The sequence below is a fragment of the Streptomyces sp. NPDC056734 genome (genome assembly GCF_042790455.1).
GTDB lineage: Bacteria > Actinomycetota > Actinomycetes > Streptomycetales > Streptomycetaceae > Streptomyces.
This window is the reverse complement of the sequence record NZ_JBHTZD010000016.1, coordinates 171,946-189,887: the sequence shown is the minus strand read 5'-3', so window position 1 is coordinate 189,887 and position 17,942 is coordinate 171,946. Positions and strand designations below refer to the sequence as shown.

13 protein-coding genes are annotated in these 17,942 nt (G+C 71.1%); 8 read left to right on the top strand and 5 right to left on the bottom strand.

Going from position 1 to position 17,942, the window contains the following annotated elements; translation table 11 throughout:
- Positions 1-2 precede the first annotated feature (2 nt).
- The 4 genes from ACFRFC_RS24820 to ACFRFC_RS24805 are packed head-to-tail and all read left to right on the top strand — an operon-like array spanning position 3 to position 3,792.
- Complete coding sequence (locus tag ACFRFC_RS24820; RefSeq protein ID WP_382691475.1) at positions 3-1,493, top strand: aldehyde dehydrogenase family protein; 1,491 nt, start codon at positions 3-5, stop codon at positions 1,491-1,493.
- A 48-nt stretch (positions 1,494-1,541) separates the two neighbouring features.
- Positions 1,542-2,087 (top strand): nucleoside 2-deoxyribosyltransferase, encoded by a 546-nt coding sequence (locus tag ACFRFC_RS24815; RefSeq protein WP_382691473.1) that lies wholly within the window; start codon positions 1,542-1,544, stop codon positions 2,085-2,087.
- Positions 2,084-3,037: a dihydroorotate dehydrogenase gene (locus ACFRFC_RS24810; protein WP_382691471.1), complete on the top strand. Its 954-nt coding sequence runs from the start codon at positions 2,084-2,086 to the stop codon at positions 3,035-3,037. Before ACFRFC_RS24815 ends, ACFRFC_RS24810 begins: the two co-directional genes overlap by 4 nt.
- A complete protein-coding gene (locus ACFRFC_RS24805) occupies positions 3,034-3,792 on the top strand; it encodes a creatininase family protein (protein WP_382691470.1) in 759 nt (252 codons plus the stop codon). The genes ACFRFC_RS24810 and ACFRFC_RS24805 overlap by 4 nt, the downstream gene beginning before the upstream one ends.
- A gap of 109 nt (positions 3,793-3,901) precedes the next feature.
- Here the strand turns inward: ACFRFC_RS24805 and ACFRFC_RS24800 are convergent, their stop codons facing one another.
- From ACFRFC_RS24800 to ACFRFC_RS24780, 5 genes are all read right to left on the bottom strand, one after another.
- Positions 3,902-6,529 (bottom strand): collagenase, encoded by a 2,628-nt coding sequence (locus ACFRFC_RS24800; protein ID WP_382691468.1) that lies wholly within the window; start codon positions 6,527-6,529, stop codon positions 3,902-3,904.
- Between the two features lie 362 nt (positions 6,530-6,891).
- On the bottom strand, positions 6,892-7,596 hold the full coding sequence (locus ACFRFC_RS24795; protein WP_382691466.1) for a GntR family transcriptional regulator: 705 nt from the start codon (positions 7,594-7,596) through the stop codon (positions 6,892-6,894).
- A gap of 92 nt (positions 7,597-7,688) precedes the next feature.
- Complete coding sequence (locus tag ACFRFC_RS24790; RefSeq protein ID WP_382691538.1) at positions 7,689-9,134, bottom strand: aminopeptidase P family protein; 1,446 nt, start codon at positions 9,132-9,134, stop codon at positions 7,689-7,691.
- Between the two features lie 108 nt (positions 9,135-9,242).
- Entirely contained in the window at positions 9,243-10,712 is a 1,470-nt protein-coding gene (locus ACFRFC_RS24785; RefSeq protein WP_382691464.1) for an aminopeptidase P family protein, read from the bottom strand.
- Positions 10,703-11,242 carry an ATP-binding protein gene (locus tag ACFRFC_RS24780; protein ID WP_382691462.1) on the bottom strand — a complete coding sequence of 180 codons (540 nt, stop codon included), beginning with the start codon at positions 11,240-11,242 and terminating at the stop codon, positions 10,703-10,705. Before ACFRFC_RS24780 ends, ACFRFC_RS24785 begins: the two co-directional genes overlap by 10 nt.
- 326 nt (positions 11,243-11,568) lie before the next feature.
- Between ACFRFC_RS24780 and ACFRFC_RS24775 the strand changes: the two genes are divergently transcribed.
- The 4 genes from ACFRFC_RS24775 to ACFRFC_RS24760 all read left to right on the top strand — a co-directional run bounded on the left by ACFRFC_RS24775 (position 11,569) and on the right by ACFRFC_RS24760 (position 17,409).
- The gene (locus tag ACFRFC_RS24775; protein ID WP_382691460.1) at positions 11,569-12,558 is read left to right on the top strand and encodes a LysR family transcriptional regulator; all 990 of its coding nucleotides are present in this window, start codon (positions 11,569-11,571) and stop codon (positions 12,556-12,558) included.
- 211 nt (positions 12,559-12,769) lie between these two features.
- On the top strand, positions 12,770-14,425 hold the full coding sequence (locus tag ACFRFC_RS24770; protein WP_382691458.1) for an APC family permease: 1,656 nt from the start codon (positions 12,770-12,772) through the stop codon (positions 14,423-14,425).
- Positions 14,426-14,512: 87 nt separating this feature from the next.
- Positions 14,513-15,364 carry a hypothetical protein gene (locus tag ACFRFC_RS24765; RefSeq protein WP_382691456.1) on the top strand — a complete coding sequence of 284 codons (852 nt, stop codon included), beginning with the start codon at positions 14,513-14,515 and terminating at the stop codon, positions 15,362-15,364.
- A gap of 872 nt (positions 15,365-16,236) precedes the next feature.
- Positions 16,237-17,409 (top strand): MFS transporter, encoded by a 1,173-nt coding sequence (locus ACFRFC_RS24760; protein ID WP_383112653.1) that lies wholly within the window; start codon positions 16,237-16,239, stop codon positions 17,407-17,409.
- Positions 17,410-17,942 lie beyond the last annotated feature (533 nt).

Here is a 17,942-nt window from a genome sequence, read left to right as displayed (position 1 = left end):
CCATGACCGTGGCCGGGCGACCCGTACACGGCGCCCCGGGCCGCCGCCTCCCGGTGGAGAACCCGGCGCGCGGGGAAGTCTTCGCCCACGCGCCCGTGGCCTCCGCCGAGCAGCTCGACGACACGGTGGACGCGGCGGCGACCGCCTTCCGCTCATGGGCCGCTCTGCCGCCGCGCAGAAGGCGTGCCCTGCTGCGCGCGTGCCGCACCGCGCTGGCCGTGCGGGAACGGGACCTGGCCGAGGTGCTGACCTGTGAACAGGGCAAGCCGCTGCGTCACGCCCTGGCCGAAGTACGGGCGGCGGCGGACTGGTTCGCGTACACCGCGGCGCTCGGCCTGCGGCGCCGACGGCTCGTGGACGACGGACAGGCGGAGATCTCGCTGGAGCATGTGCCGTACGGCGTCGTGGCGGCCATCGCGCCGTCCAATTTCCCGCTGCTCCTCGCCGTCTGCAAGATCGCCCCGGCGCTGCTCGCGGGCAACACCGTGGTCCTGAAACCGGCGCCGGAGACGCCGTTGTCCAGCCTGCTCATGGGCGAGCTGCTGAGCGAGGTGCTGCCGCCGGGGACGCTGAGCGTCGTCTCCGGCGACGCCGCCGTGGGGGCGCTCCTCGCGCGGCACAGCGCGGTACGGCTCATCTCGTTCACCGGCTCGATCCGGGTCGGTCAGGACATCGCCCGGGCCGCGGCGGCGGACCTGAAGCGGATCGTGCTCGAACTCGGCGGCAACGACCCGGCCGTCGTCCTGCCCGACGCCGATCCCGAGCGGGTCGCCCCGGAGCTGTTCCGGCGGGCGATGGTCAACAGCGGCCAGTTCTGCGCCGCCGTCAAGCGCGTCTATGTGCCGCGGGACAAGCATGACCGGCTGGTCGGGCTGCTCGGTTCCCTGGCCCGCTCCACGGTGGTCGGCGACGGCATGGACCCACGCTCGGCCCTCGGCCCCCTTGTCTGTGCCGTCCAGCGGGACCGGGTCGCCGGGCTGGTCGACCAGGCCGTCGCCGCCGGGGCCCGGCTCGCGGCCGGCGGATACGCGCTCCCCGGGCCCGGGTACTTCTACCGGCCGACCGTCGTCGCCGACCTGCCGCCGGGTACCGCGCTGGAGCGCGAGGAGCAGTTCGGCCCGGTGATCCCGGTCGTGCCCTACGACACCGTCCCCGAGGCACTCGACCGGGCGGGCGCGGGCGCTCACGCGCTCGGCTGCTCACTGTGGGGCGACGAACGCCGGGCCAGGGAACTGGCCGCGCGGGTGGAGTGCGGCACCGTCTGGATCAACACCCATGGCGACCTACGGCACGACGTCCCCTTCGGCGGGCATCGGGCGTCCGGCGTCGGCGTCGAGTACGGCTACTGGGGACTTCTCGAATACACGCAGATCAGGATCCGCAACATCGCGCTCGGCGAGCGGGCGCGCGAGACCACCGACGACGAAGCCGATGCCGCCGATGCCACCGATGCCGCTGATGCCGCTGATGCCGCTGATGCCACGACAGCTTGACCGCGTCACCCGTCCCACCACCCGCAACAGGCCAGGAGAACGAACGCCATGACCGACATCTCTGCCGACCTCACCGAGAGCACCCGTGACACCCCCGATCTGACCGGCCTCCGGGTGTTCGTCGGCGGCCCCATTCAGCACGCACTGGGCAACGGAGGGTTCCACTCCCCGCTCCGGCACGTCATCCGCCATCTCATCGAGGCCGTCACCGCCGCGAACGGCACCGTGTTCTCGGCACATGTCGCGGAGAAGTTCGGCGTCGACACCCCGCTGTTCACACCGGACGAGGTCAGTGTGCGGGACTTCGACTGGATGCGCCGCTGTGATGTCTTCGTCCCGGTGCTCCCGGTGCTGGAGGGCGAACTCCTGCGGACCGACGGCACCCACATCGAGCTGGGCTGGGCTTCGGCGCAGGGCAAGCCGATCGTGATGGTGACTCCCGTGCCCATGGCCGAGAACGCCAGTCATCTGCTGCGCGGCCTGCCGACGGTGGCCAGGGTGTCCGTGGTCGACCAGGAGGACGCCCAGCGGCACCCGGACGCGTTCGTGCGGCTGCTCGCCGCGGTCACCGGCAAGGTGGCGGCGGCGACGTGAGCGGGAAGGCGGGCAGCGCTGCGGCGACCGAGGTGCTCGGCATGCGGCTGGCGTCCCCGGTCGTGGTGGGATCGGGCCTGCTGACCGATCAGGAGCGCAACATCCGTCGGCTGCTGGAGGGCGGAGCGGGCGCGGTGGTGACCAAGACCATTCATCCCGGCCCCCCTCCCGGCGGGGACGAACGGATCCTGCGGCTGCCGACCGGGATGCTGAACAGCACGACGTACTCACGTCGCGGTGTCGAGGAATGGCTGATGATCACGCGCCGCATGGCGGCCGACGGCCTGCCGTTCATCGCGTCGGTGCACGCCGACACACCGTCCGAACTGGCCCGGCTCGCCGAGCGGGTCACGGCGGCCGGCAGCCCCGCGCTGGAGCTGGGCATCTCCTGCCTGAACGACGAGGACTACGGCGAGGACACACCGGAGCGGGTGGCCGCCTACACACGGGCGGTCCGCGATGCCACGCAGGCGCCGTTCAGTGTGAAGCTCGCGGCGGGCGAGGGCCTGCCCGCGCGGGTGGACGCGGCGGTCGGGGAAGGCGCGGACGCCATCACCCTCAGCGACACGATCGCGGGCCTCGCGGTCGACCCGTCCACCGGCCGGGTGCGGCTCGGCGGGGTGTTCGGGTACTCGGGTCCAGGTATCAAGCCGCTCGTGCTGGCCGAGATCTACGGTCTGCGTCGCCGCGGGGCGCGCGTCCCCGTGCTGGGCGGCGGTGGCGTCCAGGAATGCGGGGATGTGATCGAGTACCTGAGTGTGGGGGCGAACGCCGTCCAGGTCTATACGGCGTTGCACCACGACATGCACGCGACGCTCGCCAAGATCTGCCGCGGTGTCGACGACCGGCTCACCGGCATGGGCGTGTCGGCGACCGACCTCGTCGGACGAAGTCTGCGGCCGCCCCCGGACGGCGAGGACGACGGCGGCCGCAGCAGGGCGCACCCATGACCCGGCGTACGCGTGCCCCGGCCCCCCTGCTCTACGGCGATCTCACCAGCGCCGAGGTGGAGTCCGCCCTGCGGGGCGCCACCCTCATCTGGCCCGTGGGCAGTCTGGAGCAGCACGGGCCGCATCTGCCGCTGTCCGTGGACCTCGACATTCCCGAGGCCCTGGCGAGGCAGGTCGGCGCGGAGTCGGGCGGGTTCGTGATGCCGGTCCAGCCGATCGCCGCCCGGTCACTGCCGCAGAGCGGCGGCGGTTCGCACTGGCCCGGCACCCTGCATCTGCGGGGTACCACGCTGATCGACTCCCTCACCGATGTCCTCGCTTCGCTGGCCCCGCTGCGGCCCGGCAAGTTGGTCGTCATCAACGGTCACTACGAGAACGAGGCACTGCTCTTCGAGGCCATCGACGGCTGCCGGCCCGCGGTCGCCTTCCCGGACACCGAGATCATGGCGTTCAGCTGGTGGAGCATGGTGCGTGACGGCTGGATCGCCGAGCATCTGCCCGACTTCCCCGGCTGGCACGCGGAACACGCGGGCCTGACCGAAACCAGTCTCATGCTCTATCTGCGTCCCGGGACGGTGCGCGCCGAGCGGCCGGAGCACAGGACCCCGCCACCGGCCGGGATCTACCGGCACCCGCTGGACGCGACCCGCATGTCCACGCGGGGCGTCCTGTCCTCGACCACCGGGGCCTGCGCCGCCCTCGGTGAACTCCTCTTCTGGCACCTCATCGACAACATCCTGGAATCCATGGGGTGAGCCCGAAACCTCGGCGAGGCCCGCCCGGGTGCGCGGCGAGCCCGGGGCGGCGGTGGTGATCCCCTTCGATCCCCTCCGTGCCGCCGCCCCGGGCCGTCGTGCGGGTCGGTCAGTAGCTGGTGCTGACGGTGACGCCGCTGAAGCCGCTCACGGCGTGCAGGCTGATGTAGTGGGCACCGGCCGCCGGGTTGCTGACGGTCAGGGTGTGGCTGTTGCCGGTGCCGGTGGCGCGCTGTTTGTTGCTGCTGGTGGTGGCCCAGCCGCTGTCGTTGTAGTACAGGTCCGCGTCACCTGTGCCACCCGAGGTGGTGATCTTCAGCTGGGTGGTACCGGCCGGGATGTAGAGGTAGAGGTAGGCGTAGTTTCCGGTGGTGGCGGACCGGTTGCTGCGCCCGCAGTTCTGGCCCAGCTCCCTGCTGTCGGTGCCGGTGCACTCGGTGACGGTGCCGCCGCCGCTGCTGACGGTGACCGTCCTGGTGGCGGTGGCGGTGGCGCCCTTGTCGTCGGTGACGGTCAGGGTCACCGGGTAGGTGCCGGCGGCGCTGTAGGTCTTGGTGGGGTGGGTGGCGGTGGAGGTGGTGCCGTCGCCGAAGTTCCAGGCCCTGGCGGCGATGGTGCCGTCGGAGTCCGTGGACTGGTCGGTGAAGGTGACCTTCAGGTCCTGTGCGGCGGTGGTGAACGCGGCGGTGGGGGCCTGGTTGCCGGGCGGGTTGGTGCCCCCGCCGCAGTCGCCGGCCGCGCAGCCCGCCAGCCAGGTGTACCAGTCGCTGTCGTAGCGGCTGCCGATGGTGCTGGTCAGGTAGGTGCGGGCGGCGTTCCAGTCACCGGTGCGGTAGTAGCCGAGCACCTTGTCCAGGTCGGCGCGGTGGTTCTCGATCATGTATCGCGTCGCGAGGTAGCCCCAGCGGTAGACGCGGGTGGTGTCGTGGCTGTACGTGGTGCTGAAGAGGGTGCTCAGGGCGTAGGTGCCACGGCCGGCCTCGGTCATCGCCGCCGTGTAGGGGACACCTCGGTAGGAGTAGGAGACATACTCGGCGAAGCCTTCGATCCACCAGATGGTGGGGGTGGTGATGTTGGCGCCGAAGTCGCCGTACATGTCGAAGCGGCCGTCGAGGTAGTGGGTGTACTCGTGGTTGAGGTTCCAGATCTGGAAGTCCGGGCGCAGCCATTCGGCCTCGTACGCGATGAAGCGGGCCTGGTTGCCGACGGCGGAGGGGTTGCCCTCCAGGTACATGCCGCCGTTGTTGGTGTCGATCCCGTACAGCGCGCCGGCGTAGGTCTGGTAGTCGGTGCTGGAGTCGAAGACCACGACCTCGATCTTGGTGTTGTTGTCCCCCGCGACGGGACCGCTGTCACGGACGATGTCGTGGAAGTAGGCGTCCTGGCTGCGCAGGCTGTCGCAGCTGGCGGACAGCTCGCCCGCCGCCATCTGCTGGGCCCTGATGGTGATGCTGGCACTACAGACATAGGTCACCGGCAGCACCGCGTTCGCGACCTGTGTCTGGAGGTCGCAGGTTCCGTAGTACGCGCAGTTGGCCTTGTCGTAGTAGTCCGTCATCTCGGCCACGCCGACCCACAGGGGGGCGGTGGTGCCCTTCAGCGAGCTTGAGTTGAGCAGTCCGGCGGCCAGCGGGCGTACCTTGCCGCGCAGGGCGGAGTGCTGGAGGAACCTGCCGAGTTCGCGTCCGGCGTTGGAGGTGAGGTAGGACTGGTCGGTGCCCAGCAGTGAGAGGTGACCGGTCGCGAAGGTGTACAGGGCGTCGATCAGGCTGGGATCCGACTGGACGGCGGTCACGAACGCGGGCACCTGGTGGCCTCGGAAGGTCACGGTGTAGACGTTGTTGACCGCGTTGAGCATCCACCAGGAGGAGTTCCAGGAGGCGTCGTAGTCCGCCAGCAGCCGCTTGACGACGTACAGGTAGCGGGCGTTCTCCTCGGAGCTGTCGATGAGGGTGACGGCCTCGGCGAGGGTCTCACCGTTGGCGTCGTTGACATCGCCGGAGTGCGGGCTGGCGAAGAAGGCGTCGAGTCCCGCGCGGATGGCGGTCTGGAGGCCGCTGCCGTAGGTGCCCACGGCACTGGCGTTGTAGTACTGGACGTAGTAGCCGGCCCGCAGATACAGCACGAGCTGCGGCATGCCGGTGCTGGAGTTGCCGGGGTAGGACGTCGAGCCGTCGCGCAGGGCGTAGGCGACGGTCGTCATCTGCGCTTCACGGAAGGCATGGTAGGCGTCGGTTCCGGTCAGGCTGAACAGGGTGTTGACGCAGTCGGTCGTGGATGCCTTGATCTGCTGCACCAGCGCGCTGCCGGTGCGGCTGGTGAAGTCGGAGACATTGCACGCGGCGGCGGCCTGGTCTCCGGCCGCGTCCTTTGCCGCCGACTCCGCCGACTTCGAGGGCTGCGGCAGTACGCCCTCATGCGGGCTGTAGGACTCCTTGAGCGCGTCCTTGTCCGCCGCGAGCGGCGGGAGTTCGGACGCCTCGCGGCTCTCCTTGCCTATGTGCTCGGTCTCGGCGGTGGCGGTGGTGCTGGCTGACTGGGCCATGGGCGGAGGGCCGTCCTGCTGCCCGTCCTGCTGCCCGTCCCCGGTCGCGGCTTGCGCGGCGGAGAGCTGGGTCGCGGGGTGGGCGCCGGCCGGTTGTGACAGCAGGCCGGTACCCATGGCGAGGGTCAGGGCAAGTGGCAGTGCCACGCCCAGACTCCGCCGGACAAGTGACTTTCTCACTACGCCTCCCATGAGGGTGAGGACCACGCGGTGCGTGGCCTGTGGAGGAAGAGAGGGTCGTGGATCGGGGAGGGCCGCGCCGTCGGAAGGACCGGAGCACGACCGATGCCAAGATTGACATGACCACGACGACCTATGTGACATGTACCATTGCACAGGTGACATGACTCAGGGAAGCCGTCTGACGGAATCCAGGGTTTCCAATTGGCTTACGAGCACCGGGACTTGGCTTCGTAGCGGGGAAAGTGCCTGGTGGGCAGGGCAGGGGCGGGGTCCGGAATCCGGGGACTCACCACGCGCCGTACGACCGCCCTCATGGGGCGACGGCGGAAGCCCTCTCAGCCGTCGAAGCTCCGTCAGCCGTAGAAGCTCCGTCAGCCGCCGAGCCGTACGCCCGGTTCCTGGTCCTCGGCATCCGCCCGGCCGTCGGCCCACAGGGTGCGGACGTGCGCGAGATGGCGGCGCATGCAGTCCTCCGCCTCCTGGACCCGGCCCGCCACCATCAGATCGAGCAGTTCGACATGCTCCTGAGCGGAGGCGACCAGCCGCCCCGTCTCGTTGAGGCTGCTCAGGCCGAACAGGCGTGAGCGTTTACGCAGGTCGGACACCACGGTCACGAGGTGATGGTTGCCTGCGAGGGCCAGCAGCTCAAGGTGGAACCGGTGATCGGCTTCCAGGTACGTGAGGATGTCATGCCGCTCGGCCGCCGTGACGATCTGCCGGGCCAGGGGACGCAGCGTCTCCAGTTGCCCGGCGCTCGCCGTCGCGGCGACCCGTCCGACCGTGGGGACCTCGATCAGGGTGCGCAGCTCGGTGAACTCGTCCAGGTCCTGTTCCGTCATCTCGGTGACCCGGAATCCCTTGTTGCGCACCGCTTCGACCAGGCCCTCCCGGACCAGGTCCAGCATGGCCTCGCGCACCGGAGTGGCGGACACACTGAGTCTGGCCGCCAGGGCGGGTGCGGAGTAGATGACACCCGGACGCAGCTCACCCGCGGTGAGGGCGGCCCGGAGCGCGTTGGCGACCTGATCGCGCAGATGGGCGTGGACGGAGATGACCTGCGGTTCGAGATGAGTCATCTCTGCTCCTCCGTCCGACCGGCCCGACAACCCTCCGACTATACAATGTCACGTTGCTGTGACGGTCGGACGGTTCGGACTGTGCGGGGAGGTCAGCGCAGTGACGCCAGCCAGGTCTCGACCTCGTCGGCGCCGCGGGGCAGGGCCGATGACAGACACAGGGCCCCGTCGGCCGTGATGACGAAGTCGTCCTCGATCCGTACGCCGATCCCGCGCAGTTCCTCGGGTACCGTCAGGTCGTCGGGCTGGAAGTACAGTCCGGGTTCGACGGTGAGGACATGACCGGCCTTGAGCGTGCCGTCGAGGTAGGTCTCACTGCGGGCACCGGCACAGTCATGGCAGTCCAGCCCGAGCATGTGACCCGAACCGCAGACGGTGTACCGGCGATACAGGTCGGCATCCCACGAAGAGCCCGGGGCCGCGCCCGGTCGGCCGTGCGGCGGCAGTCCCCACGCGTCGAGTCCTTCGGCGATGACCCGCATCGCGGCGTCATGGAAAGCGCCGTACCGGGCGCCGGGCCGCAGCGCGGCGGCACCCGCGGCCTGGGCGGCGGCCACCAGGTCGTGAACGCGGCGCTGGGCGTCGGTGAAACGGCCGCCGACCGGGAACGTCCGGGTGATGTCCGCGGTGTAGAAGGAGTCGGCCTCGACCCCCGCGTCCAGCAGGAGCAGGTCCCCGTCCCGCACCGGGCCGTCGTTGCGCATCCAGTGCAGGACGCAGGTGTGTGCCCCGGCCGCCGCGATGGTCTCGAAGCCCAGCCCGTGACCCCCGAGCCGGGCACGCCGGTTGAAGGTGCCCTCGATCCAGCGTTCCCCGCGTGCGAGACGGGTGGCAGGGCCCAGTTCGCGCCCGACGTCATGGAATCCGGCGATCGTGCAGTCCACGGCCGTACGCAGCTGGCCGATCTCCCAGTCATCCTTGACCAGACGCAACTCCGAGAGGAATTGGGTCAGTTCGGCATCGGCGTGGGGGGACGGTGACAGCAGCGCGTCGACGAGTGCGTCCACACGTGGGTCCGCACCGCGCAGCACGCGGGTCGGGGCGTTGTGGCTCAGGGCCCGGTCCAGGTCGTCGCGCGGGGCGGCCTCGATGCCGAGTGCGTCGGCGGTCTCGGAGAGCGTACGGCGCCGGCCGGTCCAGAACTCGCCGTACCGTCGGTCGCTGTGGAACTCCGTGCCGCCCGGTCCGCCGTGGCGCGGTGACCGCGGCCGGGTGAACAGGGTGACCGAGTGGCCGCTTCCGGTGGGTTCGAGGACGAGGACACTGTCGGGGACCGCCTGCGACCCTTGTTCGGCGGTGAGGTGGACGAACGCGGAGTGGGGGCGGAACGGGTAGTCGAAGTCGTTGCTCCTGACCTTCAGCCCGCCCGACGGGACGACGATCCGTTCACCGGGAAACCGCTCGGACACCGCCGCGCGCCGCTTCGCCGCGTACGCCGCTCCCGTGACCGGCGGCAGCTTCAGGTCCGTGTCCGCCCACCCTCCCGCGAAGGGGCCGCCGCTCGCGGTGGCCGATCCATCCCGATTCCCCATACTCATGTCGCGCACGTTGTCCTGCTCCTTCATCGAGGGACTCATCGAGGGACTCCCCATGTGTCGTGGCCGGCCGCACGGTGAGGTGGGCCGTGACGTGGACCGTGTGAGACATCAGCCGCGCAGCCGGGCCATCCATGCCTCCACGTCGTCCGCGTTCCGGGGCAGGCGGGCCGAGAGATTCTCGTGGCCCTCCTCGGTCACCAGGAGGTCGTCCTCGATGCGGACACCGATGCCGCGGTACTCCTGGGGAACGGTCAGGTCGTCCGGCTGGAAGTACAGGCCCGGTTCGACCGTGAGCACCATGCCCGGTTCCAGCGTGCCGTCCACATACAGCTCGGTCCGGGCCTTGGCGCAGTCGTGGACGTCCAGGCCGAGCAGGTGACCGGTGCCGGCGAGGGTCCAGCGGCGCTGGAGCCCCAGGGCGTGGGCCTCCTGTGCCGACCGGCCCTCGAACAGGCCCCAGGCGGCCAGGTGCTCGGCCAGGACCCGCTGGGCGGCATCGTGGAAGTCGCGGTAGGCGGCACCCGGCTTGACCGCGGCGATGCCCGCCTCCTGGGCCGCGTACACCGCGTCGTAGATCTTGCGCTGGATCGGGGTGAAGCGGCCGTCGACGGGCAGGGTGCGGGTGATGTCGGCGGTGTAGAGATTGCGGGTCTCCACCCCGGCGTCGAGCAGCAGGAGGTCGCCGGGGCGGGCCTCGCCGTCGTTGCGGACCCAGTGCAGGGTCGTGGCGTGCGGTCCGGCCGCGCAGATCGAGGCGTAGCCGACGTCGTTGCCCTCGATGCGTGCGCGGGTGAAGAAGGTGCCTTCGATGAGGCGCTCGGGGGTCGGGGCGGCGGCGCCGAGGGCGCGGACGGCGTCCTCGAAGCCGAGGGCGGTGGCTTCGCAGGCGAAACGGAGATCGGCGATCTCGAACTCGTCCTTGACCAGGCGCATTTCGGAAAGGGTCACGCGGAACTCGTCGTCGCGCTCGGCTGTCGTCCGTGCGGCGAGAGCGGCGTCGATGCCCGTGTCGTGGCCGCGCAGCACGCGGGCCGGGCCGAGGGTGGCGCCGAGCCGGTCGGTGAGCGCGCGGACATCGTTGCAGGGCAGGCCGAGCAACTGTGCGTTCTCGGCGAGAGAGTTGCGGCGGCCGTCCCAGAGTTCGCCGTGGTAGTCGAGCCAGAACTCGCCGTTCTCGCGGTCGGAACGCGGGAGCAGATACGCGGTCGCCCGGTGTCCGCCGTACGGATCGGGCTCCAGGACGAGCACGGCGTCCGGTGACTGGTCGCCGGTCAGGTAGACATAGTCCGAGGAGGGCCGGAAGGGGTGGTCCGTGTCGTTGGCGCGGATCTTCGGGCCGCCGGCCGGGATCACCAGCAGTTCACCGGGGAAGCGGGCGGACAGCTCCGCCCTGCGCCGCGCGGTGTGGGCCGCCTGCGCGATCGGCTGGAGTCCGTAGCGTTCGGTGTCCGCCCAGCCCCGCTTCATGTTCTCGGCGAGTTCGGCGCTCACCTGCCCGTACAGACCGTTCTTGCGGTGCTTGTCCTCGTCCGTCTGCGCTGCCACCGTCGTCTCCTGAATCGAAGGGGTCATGGACATGGTTCCCCGGGGCCTGAGGTCGCCGGGGTCAGGTGCGTCAGCAGTCCTTGTCCGGCGGTGGTCAGCGACCAGCGCGCGCCGTCCGTCGCGGCGCCGCCGTCCTGGGCGGTGCCCGGTGTCTCCCCGGCGGCCGGGCCGGGTGCCGACGCCGTGGCGAGAACCGCCCAGCAGCGCTTGCCGGTGGCGGTGTGCTCGGCGCCCTGGAACAGACAGAGGGCCTCGGTGAGGGCAAGGCCGCGGCCCCGTTCGTCGTCGGTTCCCGCCGCACAGGGCCGCGGTAACGCCGTACCGCCGTCGAGAACCGTGATGACGACGAGTTCGTGTTCCAGGGTCACCTCGACGGTCAGGGGGCCGCCCGCGTGCACCAGACCGTTGGTGAGCAGTTCCGACGCCACCAGTTCCAGGCGGAAGAACAGTTCGTCGTCGTACTGTCCGGCCCATGACTTCACCGCCGCGGCGATGCGGTGGCGGGCGCCGCGTACCGCGGCCGGGGTTGCCTCCACGGCGAAGCTGACCTGGGTGTGCCGCATGGTGTCTCTCCTCGACGTGCACCGCGGTGCAAGAGTCACGGGGAGCGACCCGCTCCACCGCACGGCGGGGGCAGGACGCCCAGTGGAGATTTCCACGACCGGCCGGTCCGGGCCAACGGGTTGAGGCATAGGAGAAGGAGCGGGGCGGTCATAACGTTCGGCGGCGGGGCGCGGGTGAGGGCGGGGACGTGGCGGCCGGGACCGGGCGGGGCGGCCGGGACGTACGGACGGCTCAGGCCGGGCCACCGCATGACGCGGACCGGGCCCCGTCCACCGCGCCCGCGCGCATAATGGACCGCGTTTCCACCACACAGCGAGGTGTACCGATGGAACTGGAGCTGCGCCATCTGCGGGTGCTGTGCGCGCTCGCGGACTGCGGGAGCGTCGGCCGGGCGGCGGTCGCGCTCGGGTTCACCCAGCCCGCGCTGAGCACACAGCTGCGTCGCATCGAGCGGCTGCTCGGTGAGGGGCTGTTCGTGCGCAGCAGCACGGGCGTGGAGCTGACCGCGTACGGCGCGGACGTCGTGAGTCAGGCCCGTGAGATCCTGATCCGGGCCGATGCCCTCGGCCGGCGCAGCCCGGGCTTCCCGGCCGCGGCGGCCGGAACACTCCGGCTCGGTGTGACCAACACCCCGGTGGTGCCGACGCTCCTGGACACCCTGCGCGAGACCTGCCCGGACCTCACGGTCTCCGTCCACAGTGTGTACGCCACCGGTGAACTCCTCAGGCTTCTGGAGTCCGGCGAACTCGACGCCGCGCTGGGCGTCGACTACCCCGGGATGCCGGTGCGGCACTCCCCCGCGCTGGCGCACCGCGCCATCAGTACGGTCCCGGTGTTCGTGGCCCTGCCCGCCGGCCATCCACTGGCTCACCGCGTCGAGGTCCCGCTGGAGGAGCTGTCCGAGGACACCTGGTTCGTCTCCTCCGACGACGGGGTGGGCTGGCCCGGTGCCTTCTACGACGCCTGCCAGGCCGCGGGTTTCATCCCGGCCGCCACTCATGAGTTCCATGTGCTCGATCAGTTGCAGTCGATGATCGCCAAGGGGCTTGGGGTGACCGCCGTCCAGCCCACCCTGTGCCCGATCGACGGTGTGGTGGTCAAGCCGCTGAGCGGTGACCCGCTGTGGCAGCGGCACCTGCTTCTGTGGCGTCCCGAGGCGGTCGAGGCGCCCGTGGCGGAGGCTCTGCACCATCACGCCGTACGCACCTACCGGAATCTGCTGGCCCAGGCTCCGCACCTTCAGAGGTGGTTGACCCGCGCCTACACGACCACCCGTGTGCCGGACGGGCTCAGAACAGGGCCGTCGGAGCCCTGAGGATCTGCACCGCCTGCACTGACGTGAGTGTCTTCGCCGGCGTGAGTGTCTGCACCGACTTGAGTGTCTTCGCCGCTCGTCCGGCGCAACATGTCCTCCCGGTGGCGCGGTGGGCCCGGTGCCGGGACATAGACAGAGGAAAAGGGTCGCGCCGACGCGTGCGTCATGTCCCGCGCGTCTCGTCGTCCTCTGTGGAACATGGTGCGTGCGGATGCCGAAGACGGTCGTGCCCGAGGTGTCGAATCCGGGCCTGAAGCGAGACATCGGTCTGATCGGCCTGGTCTGGACGTCCACGGGGTCCATCATCGGATCGGGGTGGCTGTTCGGGGCGCTGTTCGCGGCGCAGGCGGCAGGGACCGCCGCCCTGCTCTCCTGGGGGATCGGCGCTCTCGCCGTGATCGTCCTGGCGTTCGTGCACGCCGAGCTGGGGGCCATGTATCCGGTCGCGGGCGGCACCGCGCGTTTTCCCCACTATGCCTTCGGCAGTGCGGCGGGGGCGTCCTTCGGCTGGTTCTCCTGGCTCCAGGCGGTGGCCACGGCGCCGATCGAGGTCATGGCGTCACTCAACTACCTCAGTGTCCACGCCGACTGGGTGCAGACGGAGAAGAACCACCTCACCGCCGCCGGGTACGGGCTCGCCGTCGCCTTCATGGCCTTCTTCGTGCTGGTGAACTTCCTCGGCATCCGGTGGCTCGCCCACACCAACAGCGCCGCGACCTGGTGGAAGGTCGCCGTGCCCGTCCTGACCATCATCGTGCTGGCGGCGACCGTCTTCCACGGCAGCAACTTCGGTCATGACGGCTTCGCTCCGTTCGGCACCCAGGGTGTGCTCTCCGCCATCAGCACCAGCGGCATCATCTTCGCGCTGCTGGGTTTCGAGCAGGCCGACCAGCTGGCCGGGGAGAGCCGCAATCCGGCGCGGGACATCCCCCGGGCGGTCATCGGCTCGATCCTGCTCGGCGCCCTCATCTATCTGGCCCTCCAGGTGGTGTTCATCGGGGCGCTGCCGCCCAGCGCGTTCACCCATGGCTGGGCCGATCTGACCTTCGCCGACAAGGCGGGGCCGTTCGCCGGACTGGCCCTGTCGGCGGGGCTGGGCTGGCTCGCCACGCTGATCTACATCGACGCGGTCGTCTCGCCCACGGGTACGGGCCTGATCTACACCACCGCCGCGTCGCGGGTGTCGTACGGCCTGTCCCGCAACGGGTACGTACCCGAGGTCTTCGAGCGGACCACCCGGCGAGGCGTCCCCTGGTTCAGCCTGTTCTTCGCCTTCGTCGTCGGACTCATCATCTTCCTGCCGTTCCCCACCTGGCAGAAGCTGGTCGGCTTCGTCACCTCCGCGAGCGTCCTCATGTACGCGGGTGCGCCGCTCGCCTTCGGGTGCCTGCGCCGACAGGACCCGGACCGGCACCGGCCCTACCGTCTGCCCGGCGGCATGTTCTGGGCGCCCGTCGCCTTCATCGTCGCCAACCTGATCATCTACTGGGCGGGCTGGGACACCCTGTGGCGGCTCGGCCTGGCGATCGTCCTCGGCTATCTCCTGCTGGGCGGCTCGGCGCTGCTCAGGCTCAACCCGAGGGTCCCGCACATGGACTGGCGCTCCGCGCAGTGGCTGCCCGTCTATCTCGTGGGCATGGGGGTGATCTCGTGGCAGGGCGGCTATTGCAGCACCGGCCCGGCCGCGACGGCGTCCTGCGGCGCGACCGGTGCCCTCCCCCTGTGGTGGGACATGGTGACCATCGCGGCGTTCAGCCTGCTGATCTACTTCTGGGCGTACTCCGTCCGCCTCCCCGACGCGGAGGCCCACGAGTACATCGGAGCGCAGGAGTACGAGGGTCCGGCCGACGCTCCGCCGACGCGCTGACGTCGGAGCGCCGACGGTCAACCCGCCGCTCCCAGGCTCCCCGCCGCCCACGGCACTGGGCCTCTCATCCACCTGGAGTCTGATCACGTGTACCTGGCGACGGCGTGCGCACTGGCATCGGCGGTCTGTTACGGCACAGCCTCCGTCCTCCAGGCCGTCGCCGCCCGCGCGGCGGAGCCCGGCACCGGCTCCGGCGTCGATCCCGCCCTGCTGCTGCGCGCCCTGCGCCAATGGCGTTACGTCGCCGGACTCGCCCTGGACGGCCTCGGGTTCGTCCTCCAGGTCATCGCCCTGCGGTCCCTTCCCCTCTACGCGGTGAGCGCCGCGCTCTCGGCCAGCCTCGCGGTCACGGCGGTGGTCGCGGCCCGTCTGCTGGCCGTCCGTCTCAGCGCCACCGAACGGGGTGCGGTGGTGGCGGTCTGCGCCGGGCTGGCGCTGATCGCCCTCGCCTCCGGCCCTGAGGGCAGCAGGCCCGGTCCGCCCGCCCTGCCCTGGCTCCTGCTCGGCGCCGCCGCCGTCATCCTCCTCACCGGCGCTCTCGCGGGCCGCCTGCCGGGCACCCCACGCGCCCTGCTGCTGGGACTCGGCGCGGGCGCGGGATTCGGCGTGGTGGAGATCTCGGTACGGCTGATCGACTCCCTCGCGGTCCCCGCCCTGTTCACCGATCCGGCGCTCTACGCGCTGCTGCTCGGCGGGGCGGCCGGATTCCTGCTGCTGACCTCGGCGTTCCAGCGCGGCTCGGTGACGGTGGCGACGGCGGGCATGGTCCTCACCGAGACCGTCGGCCCGGCGCTCGCGGGCATCGTGTGGCTGGGTGACCACCCCCGCGACGGTCTCCAGTGGCTGGCGATCACGGGATTCACGGCGGCGGTGGCGGGCGCGCTGGTCCTGACCCGGTTCGGCGAACCACCGGCGGGCGGCGGCGAGTCGCCCGGGTGACTCCTGCGGGCGGGTCCGCGACGCGTCCGGTACGGCCCTCCGCACGCGAAGACGCCTGCCCCGAGGACGCCCGCCCCGCAGGTGCCCGCCCCTCAGGTGCCCGCCGCGCAGCTGCCCGCCGCCGGAAAGGGCGCAGCACCGGCCTCTTTCAGAACCTGCGAGGAAACCGCGCGGGACGATTTGAATAATACGGAATCGGCTACAAAGCAGATTTCAGCGCGCGGATGGGCCCGACTGGCAGACGCTGGGCGTTCTCCGACAAATTTCACGCCAATATGGAGCGTTTTCTGAAAATCAGCTCGGGCGGCAGCATCAGCGCGCGGATACCCCGAGGGTTTCGGTTTCCGGATTCGAGAACGGCCGCCTCAGGGCGCGTGCTGTCGCTGAAGATCACGGGAAGCGCGGGCATGAAAATGGTTCTCACCTGCGCCGCACCCGCATACCGGTCGAGCGGATGGTGCCGGGGATCAAATTTTCCCCACCCCGGGCGGTTTGGGCGTCATTTAATTCCCTATCTCGAATTGTCCTAATTCTGCCGGGGTAGCGAAGCGGTCGGGATCGAGAAGCCTGACCGTCAGGCCGTCACTAATGCCCCTCGGCCCATTTTCGGATCAACGACAGCAGTTTCGAGGTTGGCGATCCGCTTTTCCGCGAGGCGGAGGTGGGCCCGGGAGTCTTCCTGCCGCTCCCGCAGAGAGCGCATGCCCCGCGTCATCCCGTGGACGCGCCCGCCGGCAACACGATCGCCCTCCGCATGCCCCTGTGAAGGAGTACGTGATGTCACCAACCGTGCCGCCGGACCCGTATGCCCGGCCGGTCACCCCACATCGCAACCGGGGGCGCGGCACCGTGTCCCGCCCCGGGCACGCCCTATGAACGGGCGCGCGGCGGCGGCGTCGGCGCACGCGTCCGCGGCGGCGTCCCCGGAGGCCGCCCGCTGGCTGCTCACCGGTTTCTTCGCCGGTCTCGGCGGTGCGATGGCGGTGTGGGGCGCCCGCCTTCCGTCGGTCCAGGAGGCGGCCCGGCTCGATGCGGGGCGCCTCTCCCTGGTGCTGCTGGCCGCGGCTGCCGGCATGGTCGGCGGTCTCCAGCTCGGGTGCCGCCTGGCACACCGTCATGGCCCCTCACGTCTGCTGGTCGGCCCCGGCGCGGCGTTCGGCCTCACCCTGGTCCTGCTGGCCCAGTGCCGCACCCTCACCACGCTGATCGCGGCGGCCGCTGTGTTCGGGTTCGCGCACGGCCTTCTCGACGTCGGCATCAACTCGGCGGCGGTCAACTGCCAGGCGGCCTGCGGGCGGCCCATCATGGCGTCGCTGCACGCCGCGTGCTCGGTGGGAGGTGTGGGCGGCGCCGCCCTCGCCGCGGGCACGGCCCGGGTGTCCCATTCGGTGATGTTCACGGCGGTGGGGGTGCTGGTGGCGCTCGCGGCCGCGGCCGCGACGCCCGCCATCCGCCTGGCGGCACAGCTGGACGACGACCCGGCCCGGAGCGCCGCCGCGGGCTCGGCGGCGGGGTCGCGCCGCAGGGTGAGTCTTCTGTCCGCCCTCGCGGCGGCCTGTCTGCTCAGTGAGGGTGCCGCCCTGGACTGGTCGGCGGTTCACCTGAGCGGGCTGGGTGCCACCGATGCCGTGGCCGCCGCGGCCTATGCCGTCTATTCGGCGGCCATGGCCGTGGGACGGCTTCTCGGCGATGGCCTGACCGCACGGTACGGGGCACCCGCCGTCGTCCGCACGGGCGCCGTGGTGGCGGCCGTCGGCCTCGGCGGCTCGCTGGTCATCGGCAATGTCCCGGCGGCGCTGGGCGGCTGGGCGGCCCTGGGTCTGGGCCTGTCCGTCACCGTGCCGTCGCTGATCACCGCGGCGGGACGGGGCGGTCCTCGCGCGGTGGGCACGGTCACCGCCGTCGGCTACATCGGTCTCGCCGCGGGCCCGGGGGCGATCGGCCTCCTGGCCTCCCTCACGTCCCTGCCCGTGGCTCTAGCCCTCCCGGCCGCCCTGGCGGCGCTGGTCGCCACCGCGTCCCACCGCGCGCTGGCGTCTCCATGACGGGTTCGGCGAGGGGGTATCGGGGGCGTGGTGTCGCGGGGGGGGTGTGTGCGGTGCCTGGGTCGCTGGGGTGTGGGTGTCCGTGGGGGGCCTGAGTGGGCCCCGGTGGGCCCCGGTGGGCCCGGGTGGGGTGGGTCCACGATCCGGCGGTCCCGGCCGTCGGCCAGTGACCCGATCAGCGGGCCAGTCAGCGAGCCAGTCACCGGGCCATCGGCGGGCGAGGCAGCGGCCCAGTCAGCGGGCGAAGCAGCGGGCCAAGTGGACGTGGGCCGGGGCCGGGTCCGCTCCGGGGCCCGACGGCGACCGGAATCGAGTAGTGGGAGTTGGCGTGGATGCAGATGCTGCCGGTCGCGGCGGCCGGCGTGGCGGTCGCCATGACACCCGGTGCCGTGGCCAGGGCGCCGACGGCACCGGCCGGTGCCAGGCGCTGCTTGGACCATTCTCATGGATGACCGGACGGGCGGTGCCTGTGCCCCGACGGACAGAGCACCTCCGCGCGGGATCGACGGCGCGCAGGACGCCGTGGCCCGGCA